Below are 17,308 nucleotides of genomic sequence, written 5' to 3' on the forward strand. Positions count from 1 at the left end.
GGGCGCGGTGCTATTCTGATATTTTACCTATCGTTTTTAGAGTCTCCATATAAAATTTTTAGGGAGGGACAAATGAAAGTTGATGTTTTAGTTGCAGAAATTGGTTCTACCACCACCGTGGTAAACGCATTTCATAATATCAATTCAGACAATCCGATATTCTTAGCCCAAGGTCAGGCACCGACTTCCGTTTTGGATGGAGATGTAAGGATCGGACTTCAGGGCGCCATTGATGATCTTTGCAGCAGAAATCATCTGGATACCCTGGAATATGAAGAAATGCTTGCTACATCAAGTGCCGCCGGAGGATTGAAGATGACGGTCCATGGACTGGTGTATGATATGACGGCAAGAGCTGCCAAGGAAGCCGCTTTGGGTGCCGGCGCCATCATCCATGATGTTACCGCCGGAAAACTAAGGAGAACGGACCTCGCAAGAATCAAGGAAATCAACCCCAATTTAATCCTCATCGCCGGAGGTGTGGACTATGGAGAAAGGGATACCGCTATCTACAATGCCGAGCTTATCCGCAGCCTGGGTCTGAAAACACCGGTGATCTATGGGGGAAATATAGAAAATCAGGAAGAAATGAAGCTTATCTTTGATAAAGATAGTGGCGTTACATTATATATTGTTGAGAATGTATATCCTAAAATAGATGATCTGAATGTAGAACCGGCAAGGCGGGTAATTCAGCAGGCCTTTGAGGAGCATATCATTCATGCGCCCGGAATGGAGCATGTGAGAGACATGGTCAACGGCCCAATTATTCCGACCCCGGGTGCGGTAATGGAAGCCACCAAGCTGCTTTATGAATGTATCGGAGATCTTATTGTTCTGGATGTAGGAGGTGCCACTACTGATCTGCATTCCGTTACCGATGCATCGGATGAAATTGCCAGAATCTTGATCAGCCCGGAACCGAAAGCAAAACGAACGGTAGAAGGAGATCTGGGTGTCTTTGTCAATATGAGGAATATCGTGAATGTCATAGGAAAAGAAAGGCTGGCAGAGGAACTTGCGCCTATGGATCTTGATCATGTGATGGAAACCTATAAAGCTATACCGAAGACAGAAGAGGAAAAGAGATTTGTAGAAAGGTTAACGCTGGAAGCGGTACTCAAAGCCGTGGAAAGGCATGCGGGAAAAATCAGATATGTCTATGGGCCTTCCGGCAGGAGCACATTAGCTGAGGGCAAGGATCTCACCCAGGTAAAATACATTGTAGGAACCGGTGGTGCATTGACACGACTGCCCCATAGAGTGGAAATTATGAAGGAAATAACAAAGCAGAACGCTAATGGATTACTCCTTTCCCCAGGAGAACATGCCAAAATTCTGGTTGATAACAACTATATTATGGCGTCCTTGGGGGTTCTTTCAAAGAAGCATAAACAAACGGCGATTCAATTAATGGAAAAGAGCTTGGATTATAAACTGGTTTAACAGTTTATACCAAGCTCTTGCTTCTAATTTGAAGAGCCTACAGTTCGATCTTCGCCTCCTGGCCTGGTTTTAAAGGGCAATCTTCAGGCAGCAGCAGTTTGATTTTTACGCTCTCTCGATTCTTGTTTGCGATAGTCTGCATATCCTTTGGAGTATATTCGCTTTCCACATCGATGTATTTCACCACTGCTGTATATGACTTTCCGTTACCTTTTACGGTATAAGTCTGGTCATAATCGATGGAATATAAATCGTCGATGGGAAGATAAAAGACAAAATATTTTTCGTTATCGGAAGCGATATCGGCAAGATTATAACCTGACGCGACCATATCTCCCAGGACGTAGCTCTTGCTCATGACCACGCCGTCACTGACCGCCCGGATGGTGTACTTATCCAGATTTTCCTTCATTTCTTTGAGCTGACTTTCCGTTTGTGCAATGTCAAGGTGCATAGATTCCGCAGAGGACTGACTTCTCGCATTATCCAACTGGGCCTTTGCCGCAGTCAGAGCATTGGCGGCAGAATCGGCGGCAACCTTTGCTTTATCAAGGTCATCCCGGGAAATGGCCCCCTGATCATAAAGGGACTGTGCATTTTGATAATCCAAAGAAGCCTTTTGATTGGAAGAAGCGGCACTGTTGTATGTGGACTGGGCGATGGCAATACTGTTCTTGGCCTGGTTATCCCTTCCGCTTACTTCTAAGTCCGCAAGAGCGAGTTTTTTCTTTTCTAACGTAAACTGCAGCTGTTCATAAGCGTATTGCTGCGTAGTGCTGTCAATCCTGGCGATCACATCTCCTTTGGAAACGTGAAACCCGAGTTCAATGGGCATTTCCAGTATCTTTCCTGAAACTTCCGAGGTATGGGACAGTATGGTGGCTTCTACCACACCGATATAATTTTGATCGCTTTTCCCGTAAAACCAAAAGATTAATGCAGCAGCAACGATAAGGATAAGCAACGGTATAATTTTCTTTTTGTGATTTGCAGCATGATTCATAATTCCATCCTCCTTTGGATTCGTCAATATTATATGAATAACGTACCTATATTCTTCGATAACGTTTCAGAAGTATTGTGTTTAAAATCATGAACAAGGTGGTTAAGCCTAATAATAAAGCAACATCAAATACGATATCTGAAAATCTGCTGCCGCGAATCATCACCTTATCCAAAGCATCCGCGACATAGTAGAGAGGCATGACTTTTCCAACCGCAGCCCACTCCGGTGACAAATCAAATAAGCCGGTAAAGAATACCTGGGGTACCACGACGATAGGGATAAACTGAATCATCTGAAATTCACTTGCCGCCAGGGTTGAAAGCAGCATTCCCAGAGTCAATGCGGTCATGGCGGACAGCAAGGTGATCAGCAGTACCAGCCATAAGGACCCGATCATCATGATATCCAAAACGTATACAACGAAAAATGCGATAATGGAGGACTGTATAACCGTTACTATTCCAAAACCAAGCACATACCCAACAACAATTTCCCATCGTTTGATCGGAGTAGAAAGCAGCTTTTCCAAGGTCCCTGTCGTCCTTTCCTGCAGGAAGGAGATTCCCGAAATCAGAAAGGTAAAGAAAAATACGAGAAATCCGATCAGCAAGGAGCCGAAATTATCAAACATTTCTAAATCACTGGCGCCATAAACATAATTGATTTCTGTTTTCAAATCTGCACGCTCCATTGAGGAAGACATGGCTTTTTTCGCTGCCTCCATGGATGATAGAGCAGCGGTCGCTTTGGTGGAATTGCCGCCGTCCAGATCGATATATACTTTTCCGCTGATCATCTTAACCGCAGCAATGATCTGTTGATCCTTCAGCATTTGCATGGCTTCCGATTCACTGCAGCGGATGGGAATAATATTATTTTCATAAAGATTTTCCACATATTGCTGCGGGGCATTGATCACACCGACGTTAAGATCCGTAGTGGAAGAATCCAAAATGAAGTAAATTAGAGTAAGCAATAATAGCGGCGCACAAAGGATCAAGGCCAGCGTTCGTTTGTCGTTGCGCAGCTGATTCAGAATACGCAAAACCATCGCTTTAATCCTCATGACTGTCACCTCCATAGTAAATGAACGCTTCCTCTATGCTGCCTGCTCCGATGTTCTGCTGAAGCTCTCTGGGTGTTCCCTGTGCAATTAAAACACCCCTGCGCATCATGGCAAGCTGGTGGCATTTTTCCGCTTCATCCATAACGTGGGTTGTAACAAGGATTGTCACACCGTTTTCGGACATTTTATATAGTTCATTCCAAATGTCCTTTCGCAGCAGAGGATCGATTCCTACCGTTGGTTCATCTAAAATCAAAACCTTCGGATTGTGCAGAATCGACATGGCAAGAGAAAGCCTTCGCTTCATTCCTCCGGAATAAGCAGAAACGGGTTTTTGCAGATCTTCGCCAAGGTTCACAAGCTCCATAACCTCCATGGATCTTTTCTTGATTTCCTGCTTGCTCATACCGTAAAGTGCAGCAAAAAACTCCAGATTTTCCGCTGCTGAAATTGCCGTGTAGAGTGCATCGGACTGTGCCATATACCCAATTTGATTCATTAAAGCAAGCTGCGGCATTTTTTCACCTAATACAAAAGTATCTCCTGATGAAGACTCGGAAATACCGGCCATGATTTTTACCGTAGTCGTCTTACCGCAGCCCGATGGCCCAAGCAGTCCATAGATGGAACCGTAAGGAACCGTTAAGTCGATATCTTTTAAAACCTGCTTTTCTCCGAAAAACTTGTTTACTTTATTCAGGACAATGCAATTCTTTTCTTTTTGCATAAACCATCAACCCTTCAATTTGAAAATCTTACTTGCATACGACAACGTGTTGTTTTATATTAAGTATATAGAAAGATATCTTAAATTAAAATCAACAATCTTTATTAATTTGTCGGATTTTCTTAAAAGTATACCAGATAATGGAAGGAATGAATAAATGATGAAGGAATCACCGAAGGTAATGGAAACAAAAGAGAGGATTAAAGACGCTTTTTTTGAATTATATAAGGACCAAAAAATTGAAAAGATCAGTATTAAAGAAATCACTGACAAAGCCCAGCTGAACAGAGGGACTTTCTATGTGTATTATAAGGACATCTATGATTTGTTAGATCAGGCAGAGGATGAAATCATACAAGAGCTGCTTGCAAAACTAAAGGGTACTATCGGTCTTCTTCTTTTCCAAGATCACGATAATTTCAGTATCAAACCTGCGCTTCAGCTTTTTATCAAACATAGCAAGTATTTGAAAATTCTTCTTGGCAGCAATGGCGATCCCAATTTTACTCATAAACTAAAATCAATTGTGATTCAAAGTGTAAAAGAAATGATTGAAGCATCGCCACATGCAAAAAAGAAAAATCTGGATTACATCATGGAGTATGTTTCTTCCGCACAACTAGGCCTGTTATCCTATTGGCTCAGAAAGGACATGGAACTGGATATCGATGAGTTTGAAGTCATTATGAAACGTATTAACTTAAATGGGCCTTTATCTTATTTAAGAAGCGAAGATTGATATCACAGTTTGCAAACTGAGTTGAAAACTATGCCGGTTTATGGCTTCATTTATATTTCGTTTCCAGCTTCAGCAGCAGAACCTTGGTGTCCAGTCCGCCGCCGTAGCCAATCAGGCTTCCGTTTGTGCCGATTACCCTGTGACAGGGAATAAATATGGCGATAGGATTACGGTTGTTGGCCATGCCTACAGCTCTGCAAGCCTTGGCGTTTCCCACTTCTTCTGCGATGTCCTTGTAGGATCTGGTCTCTCCGTAAGGAATCCTTTTTAAGGCTTCCCATACTTCTGACATAAAGTTGGTTCCCTTTGGAGCCAGCGGAAGAGAAAAATCCTTTCGAGTGCCTGCAAAATACTCTTCCAGCTGTCTGCCCGCATCCTTCAGTAAGGGGGTTTCATTCAGCTGATAATCTTGTTCCGGAATATTCTCGCCATGAAAATAGAGGTTGGTAATACTGCCGTTTTCCTCAGCAATCCCAAGTCTTCCGATAGGAGTATCGTAATAGTACAAATTTTTCATAACAGCCACCTTATTTCTTAAAAATATTTCAACTATATATTGTTGGAAACATAGCTTTTATCGAATGTAATTACTGCGAAATATTCCTTGCCTAATTTGCTTAGCTCATTTTCCACAATTCCTCTGATGTGAGCCTCGGTTTTCTTACATTCAGGTGAAATAACAATATCAAAAATCACATTACTGTGAGTGTATCCCGCAACGACTCTCAGGTCGTGAATTCCGATAACACCTTCCACGTCTTTCAATGTTTCATCAATGAACTGATTCAGTTGTATGGTTAAAGGATCTTTTGTTTCCAGAGGATCCATATGGACAACCAAATGGATTTTCAACTCTTGTGAAATGATTCTTTCAATACGGTCTATCATATCATGGCTTTCTATGAGGTCTCCGTATGCATCAACCTCTACATGAACTGACGCAAATATTCTTCCGGGACCGTAGTCATGCACTACGAGATCATGAATACCTAATACTCCTGATTCCTCACAGATACGGGATTGAATTTCTTCTACCAGTTCGGGATCCGGCGCTTTTCCCAGAAGAGGGCTGGAGGTTTCTCCAATCAGCTGAATGCCTGAATAGATGATGAAAAGCGCTACAATACAGCCCATATAGCCATCCAATTGGATTCCGGTGAATCTTCCGATGAGAATGCTGAGCAGGACAGCACTTGTGGCGATGACATCGTTACGGCTGTCAACTCCGGTAGCTTTTAAAGTGGAAGAGCGAATGTCCTCTCCGGTTTTTATATTGAATCTGGATTGCCAGATCTTCACGCCTATGGCAAAGGCCAGGATAACGATGGTGATATACTTAAATTCCAAAGGATCCGGAGAAATGACCTTTTCAAAAGAAGATGTCAGAAGCTTGATTCCAAGTAATATAATCAGAATCGATACAAAGAGCCCTGTCAGGTACTCAATCCTTGCATGCCCGTAGGGATGTTCCTCATCACTGGGCTTTGAAGCCATCTTAAATCCGATCAAGGTAATGACGGAGGAGGAGGCATCCGCTAAATTATTGATACCGTCAGCGATGATGGCAATGCTGTTTGTAAGGAAGCCCACTCCAAGCTTCAAAGCACAAAGCAGCGCATTGGTTACAATTCCTACCATTCCTGCCAATTTGCCGTAATTTTCTCTTACTTTTGGATCTTTGATGTCTTCATGATTTTTAATAAATAGCCTGATTAATAATTTTCTCATATTTTCTCCCAAATCCCGTTTTGATTCTTTCATTATATTCCATTTTTTAGTATTTGTAAATCAAGGGGAAAATATAGATAAGAACATTTAGAGCAGGTTTTTCAATTCTATTTTTTTTCTCAATAAAGCAGGGTAAGGAGGATGCAAATCAAACAGGGAATCCGCCGCTTTTGAAAAAATAAAAGAATCGCAGTTCCCGGCACGTTCTCCAACTCCTAGCAGAGTGGTATCGATAAGCTCCGCACCTGCCTTTGCGGCTTCCAGAGCGATTGCTTCTGCCATTCCAAGATCGTTATGAGTGTGAATGCCAAGCAATATCTCCGTATGATCTTTCAAACTTTTAATCAAATGGCGAGCACGGGAAGGGGTAAGGACTCCCACCGTATCAGCCAGCCGGATTGAAGATATCTCCAGTCTTGAGAGGGAATCTGCCAAGGAAATCATAAAAGGGAGATTTGCTCGGGAAGCATCCTGAAACCCCACAGATACCTCATATTCCTTTTCTTTAGCATAAGCGACACAGGCCTCCATCGTATTTGCAACCCAGGACCTGTTTTGACCAAGCATAGTTGAAATCATGATATCTGACACCGGGATACTGATATGGATTATGTCCGGATGGCAATCGAAGGAATGCTTGATATCCTCAATATTCATTCGGTTCCAGACTGCAATTTTAGCCTTTTTTCTAAGGGCCATTATTTCGCAGATAACATCCTTTTCGAAACTCCCCATAGCAGGTATTCCGGCTTCGATCTGGTAAAAGCCCATCTGATCCAGCAAGACGGCTAATTTCTTTTTTCGATTTCTATCCAGAGAAACGCCGGGACTTTGTTCCCCGTCTCTTAAAGTTGTATCTGTCAGATATCGATTTGATTTTTTCTCCATTTTCGTACCTTCTGCCTCCTATGCCCCGTTTCCCTCGTTTAATTCGTCCAATAGCAGGAAGAACTCTCTGTCGCTAATCCCTCGATTTTGTTGGACGCATTTTTCCCGGATCAATTTTAACAGCCGATCCGGATCCTGAATCTTTTCTTTTATTTTTAATTCCTGCAATTTCACCATTAAAGAACTTTTCCCTGAGAATTTACCCAAGGTAAACTTTCTCTTGGCACCCACCCTTTCCGGGGGAAACGGCTCGTAATTTACGGTGTTCTTCATGATTCCATTGATATGAATGCCGGATTCCACTTCAAAAATATGATCTCCGACAACCGGCTTGCGGGCAGGTATCGTTTCTCCTGTAAGCCTTTGCCAAAGGCTTCCCAGCAATTTCAGCCTGGAAGTATCGATGCCGGGAAGAGGGTAACCATTTACCTGTAACGTCAATAATATCTCTTCCAATGCTCCATAACCACCGGACCCCATAAAGCTGCAGGCAATATTTTCGCCCCCCGACTGGACCCACTCTGCCATAAGAGCAGTGGCGGCAAAGCCGGCATTCTTCGTACAAAAAGATATTGGCAGATGGGATTTCAGCAATTCTGAGAAAATCTCAGAATAATTTCTTAAAAATAATTCTTTTGATGCCCAAAGCCGTAACTCGCTGCTTCCGAACCATTCCCCGGCCGGAATTGCTTCCAGGCTATTTAAGGGTAATTCACGGATTTGATGCCGCAAGATCGATTTTGAAGGGGCGTATTTATCGCCTAATAAAGAGAATATATAGGGGGTCACTTCGATACGGTCCACGCCTAAAGACAGCAATGCCCCATAAAACTCCCTGACAGCGTGAGCAGAAACTTTGGCAGGATGGATGGTGCTTAAGGTTGTATCTGTAATGCTCAGCACATCAATCACCTCACATTCAAACTGCAGCAGCAGCTTCTGCTACGGCATCTTCAATTCTGCCGTAGTACATCATAGAATGGATGCCCTTTTCAGTAAGCTTTTTCCTTGGTGCTTCACCGATTCTCATAGCGATGACGCAGCTGCAGTCCTGTATTGTTTCAAAAATTTGTCCGATCAGGCCTTCTTTATTTGCTTCGCTATTACCGCCGCATTCCGCAGGACCATTGCAGTATTTTAACACACTGCGGCGTTCTACAAACTTCGTTGCTCCGCTTTTATACGCATAGATGTAAAAGTCGGACACATGGCCGAAATGTTGGTCCACAAGGATGCCTCCCTTTGAGGCAACGGCAAAGAGCAATGGCTTTTCTGGTGAGATGGACTCAGAGGCAGTCACTGAGGTGGTGGACTCAGAGGCGGACTCTAAGGCAGAATCAGACAGATAGTCCTTATCAAATCGATAGGACTCGTCATTCTCCAGGGTACCTGCAGCATCAGCTCTGCACTGCTTGCAATGATACATTTGGGGCAACAGCAATCCGCATTTCTGACGCATTTCCGTGATCTCGAGGTAACTTGTCAGCGGCATATGTTCAAATGCACTGCCTTTTACCGGAATCATCTGCATGATATTGCTGATTGCACAGCCTAATTCTTTTACTTTTTTTACGACTTCCGGAATATGCATATCATTGATACCCTTCAGCATGACAATATTTACTTTGCAGATGATGCCCTGATCCTGAAGCATTTTTAATCCTGTAAGCTGATTGCCAAGTAAGATGCCGGCAGCGGTCTCTCCGGTATAAGTCACTCCCATATAATTTACCTTTGCGTATATTTTACTTCCGATTTTGGGATCCACGGCATTGATGGTGATTGTTACATGGGACACTCCAAGCGCCGCCAGCTCATGGACGCAGAGCGGGAGCATCAACCCGTTTGTAGACAAGCAAAAAGTCACCTCCGGGTCTTCCTGCCGTATCATACTCAAGGTTTTTTTTGTGTTTTCAAACTCTGCAAGAGAGTCACCGGGGCCCGCGATTCCCACTACCTTTAGATTTGGCATTTCGGCCTTTACCGCGAAATATTTCTCCAGTGCTTCTTCAGGAGTCAATACCTTTGTGGTGACTCCCGGCCGGCTCTCGTTAGGACAGTCATATTTTCGAAGGCAGTAGTTGCATTGGATATTGCATTTTTTTGCTACCGGTAAATGAATCCTGGCGTATTGACCGGCACAGCCGCTGAAACAGGGATGTGTTTTTGTTTTTTCCGCAATCAAACCCTCATATTCTTTGGGTATGTCTGCTCTATTGGAAGTCAAGGTATTTCCGTTTCCGGTATTGTCAGCTCCCGCTTTTTCTCTTCCATTTTCTGCAAAGTATTTCTGATACAGCTCGCCTCGAAAACCTCGTTCTTTTTCTGCTAGCATAGCGTTGGTGATACGGTCAAGCAGGGTAACGGAGCCCTCGTAGCCCAGCGTCCGTACCCGCTGTCCGCCTACATGGTCATGAATGGGAAAGGCACTTCGGATTAAAGGGATGCCAAGCTTTTCTTCAATTCTTCTTCCGTCTGAACTTCCGATCATAAAATTCGCTTTGAATTTCACCGTGTACTCTTCGATATGGTCGAAATCGCAGCTATCCGAAATGATGAAATCTTTTAGAAAGAATCGGTCAGAGACCTGACGGATCTGCTCGGAAAGCAGACCTTCAAGTGAGTCGCATTTTGCCCCGGTTGCGGTAACTACGGGAATAATGCCATTTTCGAGACATAACCGTGCAACGCTGTAAACAAAGTCGGGTTCGCCGAAAATCACCGCTTTTCCTTCGGCATTATATTTATGGGAATCAACCATGGCATCCAGGTATCTTCCTCTTTCTTTCTGTATCTTATCCGGCAGATCCTCCAGGCCACCCTTTAGTATAGTGATGAATGAGTCCGTATCCCGAAGGCCGACGGGCATGCTGCAGCGCAGGTAAGGGACACCGTAACGCTCATACAGATATCTCGCCGGAGAGTATTCTTCGCTGACCAATGTTGAAAGCTCAATGCTCAAACGAGAACCTGCCATTTTTGCAATATCCGCAAGAGCGGTTCCCCCTCCGGGAAGCCGATCATAGGTATCCTGATAAATCCCATCCAGATTTTCCGATAAATCTGGGAGCAGGATATAATCAATCTCCAGTTCATTTAATAGCTGCTTTAAATACCGGGTATCCGCAGGACTGAGCATCCCGGTGATGATATTGATCTTATCATGTTTTTCGCCATCCATCTCCGTATGCTTTAGGATGGATTTCAATGCTGCAAAGAATCCTTCATATTGGGTTCCTGAATAGCCTGAGGAGGATACCGGTATGATTTTTACATTGTATTCAGGATGGCTGATGTGGAAATCACGGATGATTCTGGGGATATCCTCACCGATGGTTTCCGCAAGGCAGGTGGTCGCTACGCCGATGACTTCTGGATGATAAAGTGAAATCAGATTTTCCAGGCCTTTTATCAGATTTTTTTCTCCGCCGAAAACCGTCCCCTCCTCGGTCAATGAGGAAGAGGCGATATCTACAGGTTCGTTGTAATGAGTTGCCATATGGCGCCGAATGTAGGTACTGCAGCCCTGGGATCCGTGGAGCAAAGTCATGCAGCCTTTAATTCCGCAAAAAGCACTGACGCTTCCCATTGGCATACACATTTTACATGGATTTACATTTAAATTGACCAGATTCATACTCATAGTAAGGCCCCCTTTGCCGAAACCGGTGCTTTTAGATACTGCCAGACCGGGCTGTTCATGGATCGATTGATTTCTTCCGTAAAGTTGACCACGCCGTCATAACCCGCAAGGGCATGCTTTCTCTCATGATTGTGGTCACAGAAGGCAATTCCAAGCTTATAAGCAAGGGGGCGTTCCTTCACGCCTCCAACGAGAATGTCAGCGCCGGTCTGCTTCATGAACATTTCCAGCTCAGCCGGATTGGCGTCATCCAGAATAATCGTATCCTTATCAACCAGGCCACTGATGACACCATAATCCTCCTGCTTTCCGGTTTGGGTTCCGACCACTACCGTTTTTATACCCATGGCGGTAAACTGCCGTATGAGAGAAATGGCTTTAAATCCACCTCCGACGTAGATGGCAGCTTTCTTTCCCTTCAAATTATTTTGGAATTTGGACAAGTACGCTTCCAGTCTGTCTGACTCCGTCCGTGCAAAGGTTTTTGCACGATTGATGCTGCCCTGGGAGCCGATGGCCTCCGCAATACGGATCAAAGAAGCAGAGGTATCTTCTATTCCAAAGAAGCTTACTTTTATGTAAGGAGTCCCCATTTCCTCTTCCATACGCTTTGCCAGATAGGTCATAGACCCGGCACATTGGACAATATTTAATGCGGCTTGCGGAGCCTTGGAAATGCTGTCAAAGCTGGCGTCGCCGGTTATGGAGGAAACAACTTGAATTCCGATTTTCCTCAGATAATTTTTTATGATCCACATTTCTCCTGCAAGATTAAATTCACCCAGGATATTGACACCCTGGCGCTTTTCTCCGGATTTGTAAGGTGAAATCAATTCCATAATAGCGTTGCAGGCCATCTTGTAGCCAAAGGATTTGTTGCCGGAAAATCCCGGGGACTTTACCGGAATCACACGAATTCCGTATTTTTTCTCTGCCGCTTTACAGACTGCCTCCACATCATCCCCTATTACACCGACGATGCAGGTCGCATATACAAAGATAACCTTTGGATTGTGATTGGCAGCCAGCTCGCCGATGGCAGCGGCGAGTTTCTTCTCACCGCCGAATACGATATCTTTTTCACTTAAATCCGTAGAAAAACTGTTTCGATACCTTTCGCTTCCGCTGGACAAGCTGCCACGGATATCCCAGGTATAGCTTGCACAGCCGATGGGACCATGTACGATATGGAAGGCATCGGTAATGGGATTCAGGACAACTCTTGCCCCGCAGTAGACGCAAGCCCGCTGGCTCACGGCGCCGGATAGGCTCTCGCTGTCGCATTTCATGCCGGAACATCCATCTGCATTCCCATATTGAATAAATTGTTTTCTCTCTTCTAATATCTTCAACTCACTCATAGTAAACCTTCCTTTCTATGGGGTGGCGGATCCGGATAGATTACATCACCACATCCATATCTTCATCTTCACATTCTCTGTCATATTGATCCATCAGCGCATTGGTAATCATCTCTGTTAAACGGAGTCCGCCAAGGTATCCTACAATTGGAAAATAGGAATGTGCATATCTGTCCAGTACAGGAAATCCTGCCCGGACAAAGGGTATGTTTTCCGCTTTGGCAATCTGCTTGCCGTAGCTTGTTCCTAAAAGCAGATCTACGGGTTCATTTTTAATCCACTGATGAAGTTCGAATAAATCTCCGGAAGCTTTTGCAACACAGCCCTCTGCTTCATATTGGGCAAAAAGCTTCTCCGCACTTTTTTCAAAACCCTCACCAGGGGTACCGGTGAGCACATACTTTGGAATCATTCCCAGCTCCAAGGCAAAACTGGTAAGCCCCAGCACCGTATCCGGGTCTCCGAAAATGGCCACCTTTTTTCCGTAACAGTAGAAATGTGCATCCAGCATCGTATCCACCAATCGTCCGCGTTCCTCTTCCAGCTCTGCAGGCACCTCCTCCTGAGTGATTTTCTTAAGCTCCATAATAAACTGGTCCGTATTGGCGATACCGATGGGAAGCGGCAGCGCTTCATAGGGTACTTTGCATTTTCTTTTCAATATGCTTGCCGGTTCCAAAGAAGTAAACAGCCCTAATGCCAATACTTTTTTACAGTCTCCAAGTCTGACAATCTCGTCAATGGTAGTTCCGCCTTTCGGGTACATTTCGTAATTTCCTGTCATAGGAGCATCCATAACGCCGCTTTGATCGGGGAACATGATGTAGGGAACCATCATGAGGGCTGCAATCTTTTTTACTTCCCGGATATCCGCAGGATTCACAAAGCCCGGAAAGAGACCGATCTGATTGCCTGAACTGTCAGTGGTTTCGGATAAATAATTGATAAATCCGCACATCATATTGGAAAATCCCGTAACATGGGAGCCTACGTAGCTGGGGGTATGGGTATGCACTACTAATTTATTGCGGGGTACATCGATATCCATAATATAACTGCCCACATCATCCCCGATGGTCTCACTGAGACAAGTGGTGTGGACTGCAATGATGTCAGGATCATAAATATCAAATACATTTTTGACACCGGTTTTCAGGTTGCTGCCTCCTCCAAATACGGAAGCCCCTTCTGTAAAGGAACTGGTGGAGGCTATGGCAGGCTCTTTAAAATGTCTGGTTAAAAAGGTTCTGTGATAAGAAACGCATCCCTGGGATCCGTGGCTATGAGGCATGCATCGGTGGACTCCCAATGCACAATAGATCGCTCCCACAGGCTGACAGGTTTTACAGGGATTGACTCTCAGTGCGGTACGTTCCTTTATTTCTTTTGGGGTTAAATTTAACATATGGCTTCACCTCCTGATGCTACTGCCAATCCGGATTCTTCTGCTTCTTCGGATACTTCTGCCAGGGTGGCCTGCAAAGTGGAGTGGTTCTTCCACGGAGGGACCACAAATTTCCAAACCGGTGTATATATGCCCATGGTAATATCTCTGGCAAAATTGATGGCTCCGTTGAAGCCGGAATAAGGTCCGCTGTAATCATAGGAATGCAGTTGTCTGGAGAGAACGTTAGCTTTCTGCAGAACATATTTATCCTTGATACCGGATAAAAAAATGTCCGGCTTCAGCAAGCGAAGGAATTCTTCCGTTTCAAAATGATTCAGATCATCCACAACAATGCTGCCGCTTTTCATGTCCTGGATCAGCCCTTTGTAAGAATTCAAAGGAATCTTATCCTTCAATTCCTCATACTTTTCTTTGCTCAGAAAAGCGTGGAATTTTTCCGGGTCAGGCTCTACGGTAATGCTTTCAATATTTTTGCTGTCGGCATCCTCTTTGATAAAGGGAAGCATATCGCGTCCTTCATAATCATCTCGATGAGCAAATTCATAGCCGGCCAGCACCGTTGTAATCCCAAAGTCTGCCAATAATGCCTGGTAGTGATGGGAGCGGGATCCCCCGACATAGAGAGCAGCAGTTTTTCCTTCCAGTTTGCTTCGGAAATAGGTATGGGCTTCGGCAATTGCGGCAAGTTCATCTGCAATGACCTCCTCGGTTCTTTGCTTCAGCTCGGAATCCCCAAAATAGTCTGCCATATCTCTTAAGGTCTGAATGGTAGCCTCAATTCCGATAAAGTTCACCTTCAGCCAATGAATACCGTATTTGGTGTGCATCATTTCCGCTATGTAATTGATAGACCTGTGACACATGACGAGATTCAGATCTGCCTGGTGGGAATTTCGCAGACTTTCCACGCTGCCGTCACCGGTCAGAACGGCAAGAACCTCATATCCGATGCGTTTCAGGATCCGTTCGGTTTCCCAGCCGTCACCGCCGATATTGTATTCCCCGAGAATATTGACTTTATATTTTTTCGATACCGGCGCATCTCCAGTCCCGATGATGTGACGCATCACGCCGTTGTTTGCGATATGATGACCTCCGCTTTGGCTGACTCCCTTGTAGCCTTCACAGCTGAATGCTACGCAGGTAATGCCGTATTTCTTTTCCGCTTCTGCGGCAACGGCATGGATGTCATCCCCGATCAGCCCTACCGGGCAGGTTGAGCAGATCAGGATTGTTTTTGGATGGAAAAGCTCCATCGCTTCATCGATGGCTTTTCGCAGCTTTGTTTCTCCGCCGAATACGATGTCCGGCTCCTGCATATCCGTTGAGAAGCAGTATTGAATGAAATTCTCTCCGTTCTCGGTTTTTGCCTTGTTTCGCCTTGTTCCCCAGGAGTAAAAGCCGCAGCCTATAGGTCCATGGGTTAGGGTCAGGGCATCTTTTAAAGGACCGAGCACTACGCCTTTGCATCCGGCATAGCAGCAGCCTCTGTTTGTGATGATGCCCGGAATACTTCTGGTATTTGCCGTTATGGTTCTATTTTCAGTATCGTCATCAATCTGGAGGATGTGTTCTTTTCTGTTTTTATAAACCTTGGCATTGTATTGATCCAGTACCAATTCACGTTCTCGCATTATTTTCACCTCCTGCTTTAAAGAATCGTCTCGCCGGTTCTGACTTTATAGGTTTCCAATACGGGAAGTATAAAGATTTTCCCGTCTCCGGGATTTCCCGTCTGGTTGACTTTAATCAATGTTTTTACTACGGTATCTACCTGATCGTCTTCAACAATCATCGTGATAAACCGCTTCGGAATGAGCCTTGCCCCTTCGGTAATCGATTCCCCGATATTGGAAATCGGCAGTTCTTCTGTTTCTAAAACATATTTGAGCAGCTCAGGGTTTAACGCTTTCTTTCCTCTGCCCATGCAGGCGCGACAGACAAAGGCCGGGAATCCTGCATTGATCAGGGCATTTTTTGTTGGGTTTACTTTGCCTACCCGGATAATTGCCATGACTTCTTTCATTGTATGCTACCTCCTTCAGAGTCCCTGTCTGCCGGTACTGATGGTATAGGCTTCGATGACCGGTGCGATAAAGATTCTGCCATCGCCGTAATTCCCGTTTTCACCGGTACGGGCAACACGCATGATAATTTTAACCACATCATCCTTATCCTCATCATTGACAACAATCAGGAGCATTTCTTTGGGAATCTCATCATATTCCACATCGCCTATGATAATACCTTTTTGCTTTCCCCGTCCAAATACATCGGTTTTCGTTACTGCGGGAAAACCTGCCGCCATTAATTCCGATAATACCTCACCGGTTTTCTGAGGTCTGATGATGGCTCTGACTAATAACATGGGATCATTCTCCTTTCCATATCCGGTATTAAATGTCCAGAATACCGTGTTCCATTAACAGGGCCTCCAATCTTTCCTGTGAAAGAGGCGAAGGGATAACGAAGAGTTCATTTTCATCGATTTTTTTTGCCAGCGTTCGATATTCGTCAGCCTGAGAACAGGTAGGGTCGAAATCGATGACCGTCTTTTTATGTATTTCTGCTCTCTGTACCATATTATCTCTGGGAACGAAATGAATCATCTGGCTGCCGAGCTCCTTGGCAAAAGCTTCTACCAGCTCAGCTTCTCCATCAACCTTTCTGCTGTTGCAGATGATACCTCCAAGCCGCACACCTCCGGTTCTGGCATACTTCTGTATGCCTTTGGAAATATTGTTAGCGGCATACAGCGCCATCATTTCTCCGCTGGCTACGATGTAGATTTCTTTTGCTTTCCCTTCTCTGATGGGCATTGCGAAACCTCCGCATACAACGTCGCCAAGGACATCGTAAAAAACATAGTCGAGATCTGCCTCATAAGCACCTAATCTTTCCAGAAGGCCGATGGAGGTGATGATTCCTCGCCCGGCACAGCCAACTCCGGGTTCCGGACCACCGGATTCCACACATTTGATATCAGCGAAACCGTCTTTTAATACCAGATCAAGGTCAATATCCTCCCCTTCTTCCCTTAAAGTATCCAGCACCGTCTGCTGTGCCAGACCACCAAGGATTAATCGTGTAGAATCTGCTTTTGGATCGCAGCCTACAATCATAATCTTATTGCCCATTTCTCCCAGGCCTGCCGTCAAATTTTGAGTTGTTGTGGATTTTCCTATTCCACCTTTTCCATAAATAGCTACTTGCCTCATTGTTATTACCTCCTTGTTAAAACTGAAAAATACCATCCGGCCAAAAGCCGGGCATCTTTTGAAATAAAAAAAAACGAG

General features: G+C 44.7%; 16 protein-coding genes. 2 read left to right on the plus strand and 14 right to left on the minus strand.

What is annotated here, in order from left to right; all coding sequences use genetic code 11:
• The first annotated feature begins 72 nt into the window (after positions 1 to 72).
• Positions 73 to 1,446, plus strand: a complete 1,374-nt coding sequence (locus KCX82_RS07580; RefSeq protein WP_227017853.1) for a GlmL-related ornithine degradation protein — start codon at positions 73 to 75, stop codon at positions 1,444 to 1,446.
• Positions 1,447 to 1,483: 37 nt separating this feature from the next.
• Here the strand turns inward: KCX82_RS07580 and KCX82_RS07585 are convergent, their stop codons facing one another.
• The 3 genes from KCX82_RS07585 to KCX82_RS07595 are packed head-to-tail and all read right to left on the minus strand — an operon-like array spanning position 1,484 to position 4,245.
• Positions 1,484 to 2,449, minus strand: coding sequence for an HlyD family secretion protein (locus KCX82_RS07585; protein WP_227017854.1), 966 nt, complete (start codon positions 2,447 to 2,449; stop codon positions 1,484 to 1,486).
• Positions 2,450 to 2,495: 46 nt separating this feature from the next.
• Positions 2,496 to 3,518 carry an ABC transporter permease gene (locus tag KCX82_RS07590; RefSeq protein ID WP_227017855.1) on the minus strand — a complete coding sequence of 341 codons (1,023 nt, stop codon included), beginning with the start codon at positions 3,516 to 3,518 and terminating at the stop codon, positions 2,496 to 2,498.
• Complete coding sequence (locus KCX82_RS07595; RefSeq protein WP_227017856.1) at positions 3,508 to 4,245, minus strand: ABC transporter ATP-binding protein; 738 nt, start codon at positions 4,243 to 4,245, stop codon at positions 3,508 to 3,510. The genes KCX82_RS07590 and KCX82_RS07595 overlap by 11 nt, the downstream gene beginning before the upstream one ends.
• A 157-nt stretch (positions 4,246 to 4,402) precedes the next feature.
• On the opposite strand from KCX82_RS07595, the gene KCX82_RS07600 reads away from it, so the two are divergent.
• Positions 4,403 to 4,984, plus strand: coding sequence for a TetR/AcrR family transcriptional regulator (locus KCX82_RS07600; protein WP_227017857.1), 582 nt, complete (start codon positions 4,403 to 4,405; stop codon positions 4,982 to 4,984).
• Between the two features lie 46 nt (positions 4,985 to 5,030).
• Here the strand turns inward: KCX82_RS07600 and KCX82_RS07605 are convergent, their stop codons facing one another.
• From KCX82_RS07605 to nifH, 11 genes are all read right to left on the minus strand, one after another.
• Positions 5,031 to 5,501 (minus strand): methylated-DNA--[protein]-cysteine S-methyltransferase, encoded by a 471-nt coding sequence (locus KCX82_RS07605; protein WP_227017858.1) that lies wholly within the window; start codon positions 5,499 to 5,501, stop codon positions 5,031 to 5,033.
• A gap of 32 nt (positions 5,502 to 5,533) precedes the next feature.
• Positions 5,534 to 6,712, minus strand: coding sequence for a cation diffusion facilitator family transporter (locus tag KCX82_RS07610; RefSeq protein ID WP_227017859.1), 1,179 nt, complete (start codon positions 6,710 to 6,712; stop codon positions 5,534 to 5,536).
• Between the two features lie 87 nt (positions 6,713 to 6,799).
• Positions 6,800 to 7,600 carry a beta/alpha barrel domain-containing protein gene (locus KCX82_RS07615; RefSeq protein ID WP_227017860.1) on the minus strand — a complete coding sequence of 267 codons (801 nt, stop codon included), beginning with the start codon at positions 7,598 to 7,600 and terminating at the stop codon, positions 6,800 to 6,802.
• An 18-nt stretch (positions 7,601 to 7,618) separates the two neighbouring features.
• Positions 7,619 to 8,503, minus strand: coding sequence for a homocitrate synthase/isopropylmalate synthase family protein (locus tag KCX82_RS07620; protein WP_227017861.1), 885 nt, complete (start codon positions 8,501 to 8,503; stop codon positions 7,619 to 7,621).
• Between the two features lie 16 nt (positions 8,504 to 8,519).
• Positions 8,520 to 11,243, minus strand: coding sequence for a nitrogenase cofactor biosynthesis protein NifB (gene nifB / locus KCX82_RS07625; RefSeq protein ID WP_227017862.1), 2,724 nt, complete (start codon positions 11,241 to 11,243; stop codon positions 8,520 to 8,522).
• Positions 11,240 to 12,604, minus strand: a complete 1,365-nt coding sequence (nifE, locus tag KCX82_RS07630; protein ID WP_227017863.1) for a nitrogenase iron-molybdenum cofactor biosynthesis protein NifE — start codon at positions 12,602 to 12,604, stop codon at positions 11,240 to 11,242. The genes nifB and nifE overlap by 4 nt, the downstream gene beginning before the upstream one ends.
• 40 nt (positions 12,605 to 12,644) lie before the next feature.
• On the minus strand, positions 12,645 to 14,009 hold the full coding sequence (locus KCX82_RS07635; RefSeq protein WP_227017864.1) for a nitrogenase component 1: 1,365 nt from the start codon (positions 14,007 to 14,009) through the stop codon (positions 12,645 to 12,647).
• A complete protein-coding gene (gene nifD, locus KCX82_RS07640) occupies positions 14,003 to 15,646 on the minus strand; it encodes a nitrogenase molybdenum-iron protein alpha chain (protein WP_227017865.1) in 1,644 nt (547 codons plus the stop codon). The genes KCX82_RS07635 and nifD overlap by 7 nt, the downstream gene beginning before the upstream one ends.
• A 17-nt stretch (positions 15,647 to 15,663) precedes the next feature.
• A complete protein-coding gene (locus tag KCX82_RS07645; RefSeq protein WP_227017866.1) occupies positions 15,664 to 16,038 on the minus strand; it encodes a P-II family nitrogen regulator in 375 nt (124 codons plus the stop codon).
• 15 nt (positions 16,039 to 16,053) lie between these two features.
• Complete coding sequence (locus KCX82_RS07650; protein ID WP_227017867.1) at positions 16,054 to 16,380, minus strand: P-II family nitrogen regulator; 327 nt, start codon at positions 16,378 to 16,380, stop codon at positions 16,054 to 16,056.
• 28 nt (positions 16,381 to 16,408) lie between these two features.
• Positions 16,409 to 17,230, minus strand: coding sequence for a nitrogenase iron protein (gene nifH, locus KCX82_RS07655; RefSeq protein ID WP_227017868.1), 822 nt, complete (start codon positions 17,228 to 17,230; stop codon positions 16,409 to 16,411).
• Positions 17,231 to 17,308: the final 78 nt, after the last annotated feature.

Origin of the sequence: Sinanaerobacter chloroacetimidivorans (assembly GCF_018128545.1) — a bacterium.
Classification (GTDB): domain Bacteria; phylum Bacillota; class Clostridia; order Peptostreptococcales; family Anaerovoracaceae; genus Sinanaerobacter; species Sinanaerobacter chloroacetimidivorans.

What these genes read in the sequence shown, in the direction of transcription:
- KCX82_RS07580 (WP_227017853.1), top strand. Translation starts at nt 73, where the DNA reads ATGAAAGTTGATGTTTTAGTTGCAGAAATTGGTTCTACCACCACCGTG.
- KCX82_RS07585 (WP_227017854.1), bottom strand. Translation starts at nt 2,449, where the DNA reads ATGAATCATGCTGCAAATCACAAAAAGAAAATTATACCGTTGCTTATC.
- KCX82_RS07590 (WP_227017855.1), bottom strand. Translation starts at nt 3,518, where the DNA reads ATGAGGATTAAAGCGATGGTTTTGCGTATTCTGAATCAGCTGCGCAAC.
- KCX82_RS07595 (WP_227017856.1), bottom strand. Translation starts at nt 4,245, where the DNA reads ATGCAAAAAGAAAAGAATTGCATTGTCCTGAATAAAGTAAACAAGTTT.
- KCX82_RS07600 (WP_227017857.1), top strand. Translation starts at nt 4,403, where the DNA reads ATGATGAAGGAATCACCGAAGGTAATGGAAACAAAAGAGAGGATTAAA.
- KCX82_RS07605 (WP_227017858.1), bottom strand. Translation starts at nt 5,501, where the DNA reads ATGAAAAATTTGTACTATTACGATACTCCTATCGGAAGACTTGGGATT.
- KCX82_RS07610 (WP_227017859.1), bottom strand. Translation starts at nt 6,712, where the DNA reads ATGAGAAAATTATTAATCAGGCTATTTATTAAAAATCATGAAGACATC.
- KCX82_RS07615 (WP_227017860.1), bottom strand. Translation starts at nt 7,600, where the DNA reads ATGGAGAAAAAATCAAATCGATATCTGACAGATACAACTTTAAGAGAC.
- nifB (WP_227017862.1), bottom strand. Translation starts at nt 11,243, where the DNA reads ATGAGTATGAATCTGGTCAATTTAAATGTAAATCCATGTAAAATGTGT.
- nifE (WP_227017863.1), bottom strand. Translation starts at nt 12,604, where the DNA reads ATGAGTGAGTTGAAGATATTAGAAGAGAGAAAACAATTTATTCAATAT.
- KCX82_RS07635 (WP_227017864.1), bottom strand. Translation starts at nt 14,009, where the DNA reads ATGTTAAATTTAACCCCAAAAGAAATAAAGGAACGTACCGCACTGAGA.
- nifD (WP_227017865.1), bottom strand. Translation starts at nt 15,646, where the DNA reads ATGCGAGAACGTGAATTGGTACTGGATCAATACAATGCCAAGGTTTAT.
- KCX82_RS07645 (WP_227017866.1), bottom strand. Translation starts at nt 16,038, where the DNA reads ATGAAAGAAGTCATGGCAATTATCCGGGTAGGCAAAGTAAACCCAACA.
- KCX82_RS07650 (WP_227017867.1), bottom strand. Translation starts at nt 16,380, where the DNA reads ATGTTATTAGTCAGAGCCATCATCAGACCTCAGAAAACCGGTGAGGTA.
- nifH (WP_227017868.1), bottom strand. Translation starts at nt 17,230, where the DNA reads ATGAGGCAAGTAGCTATTTATGGAAAAGGTGGAATAGGAAAATCCACA.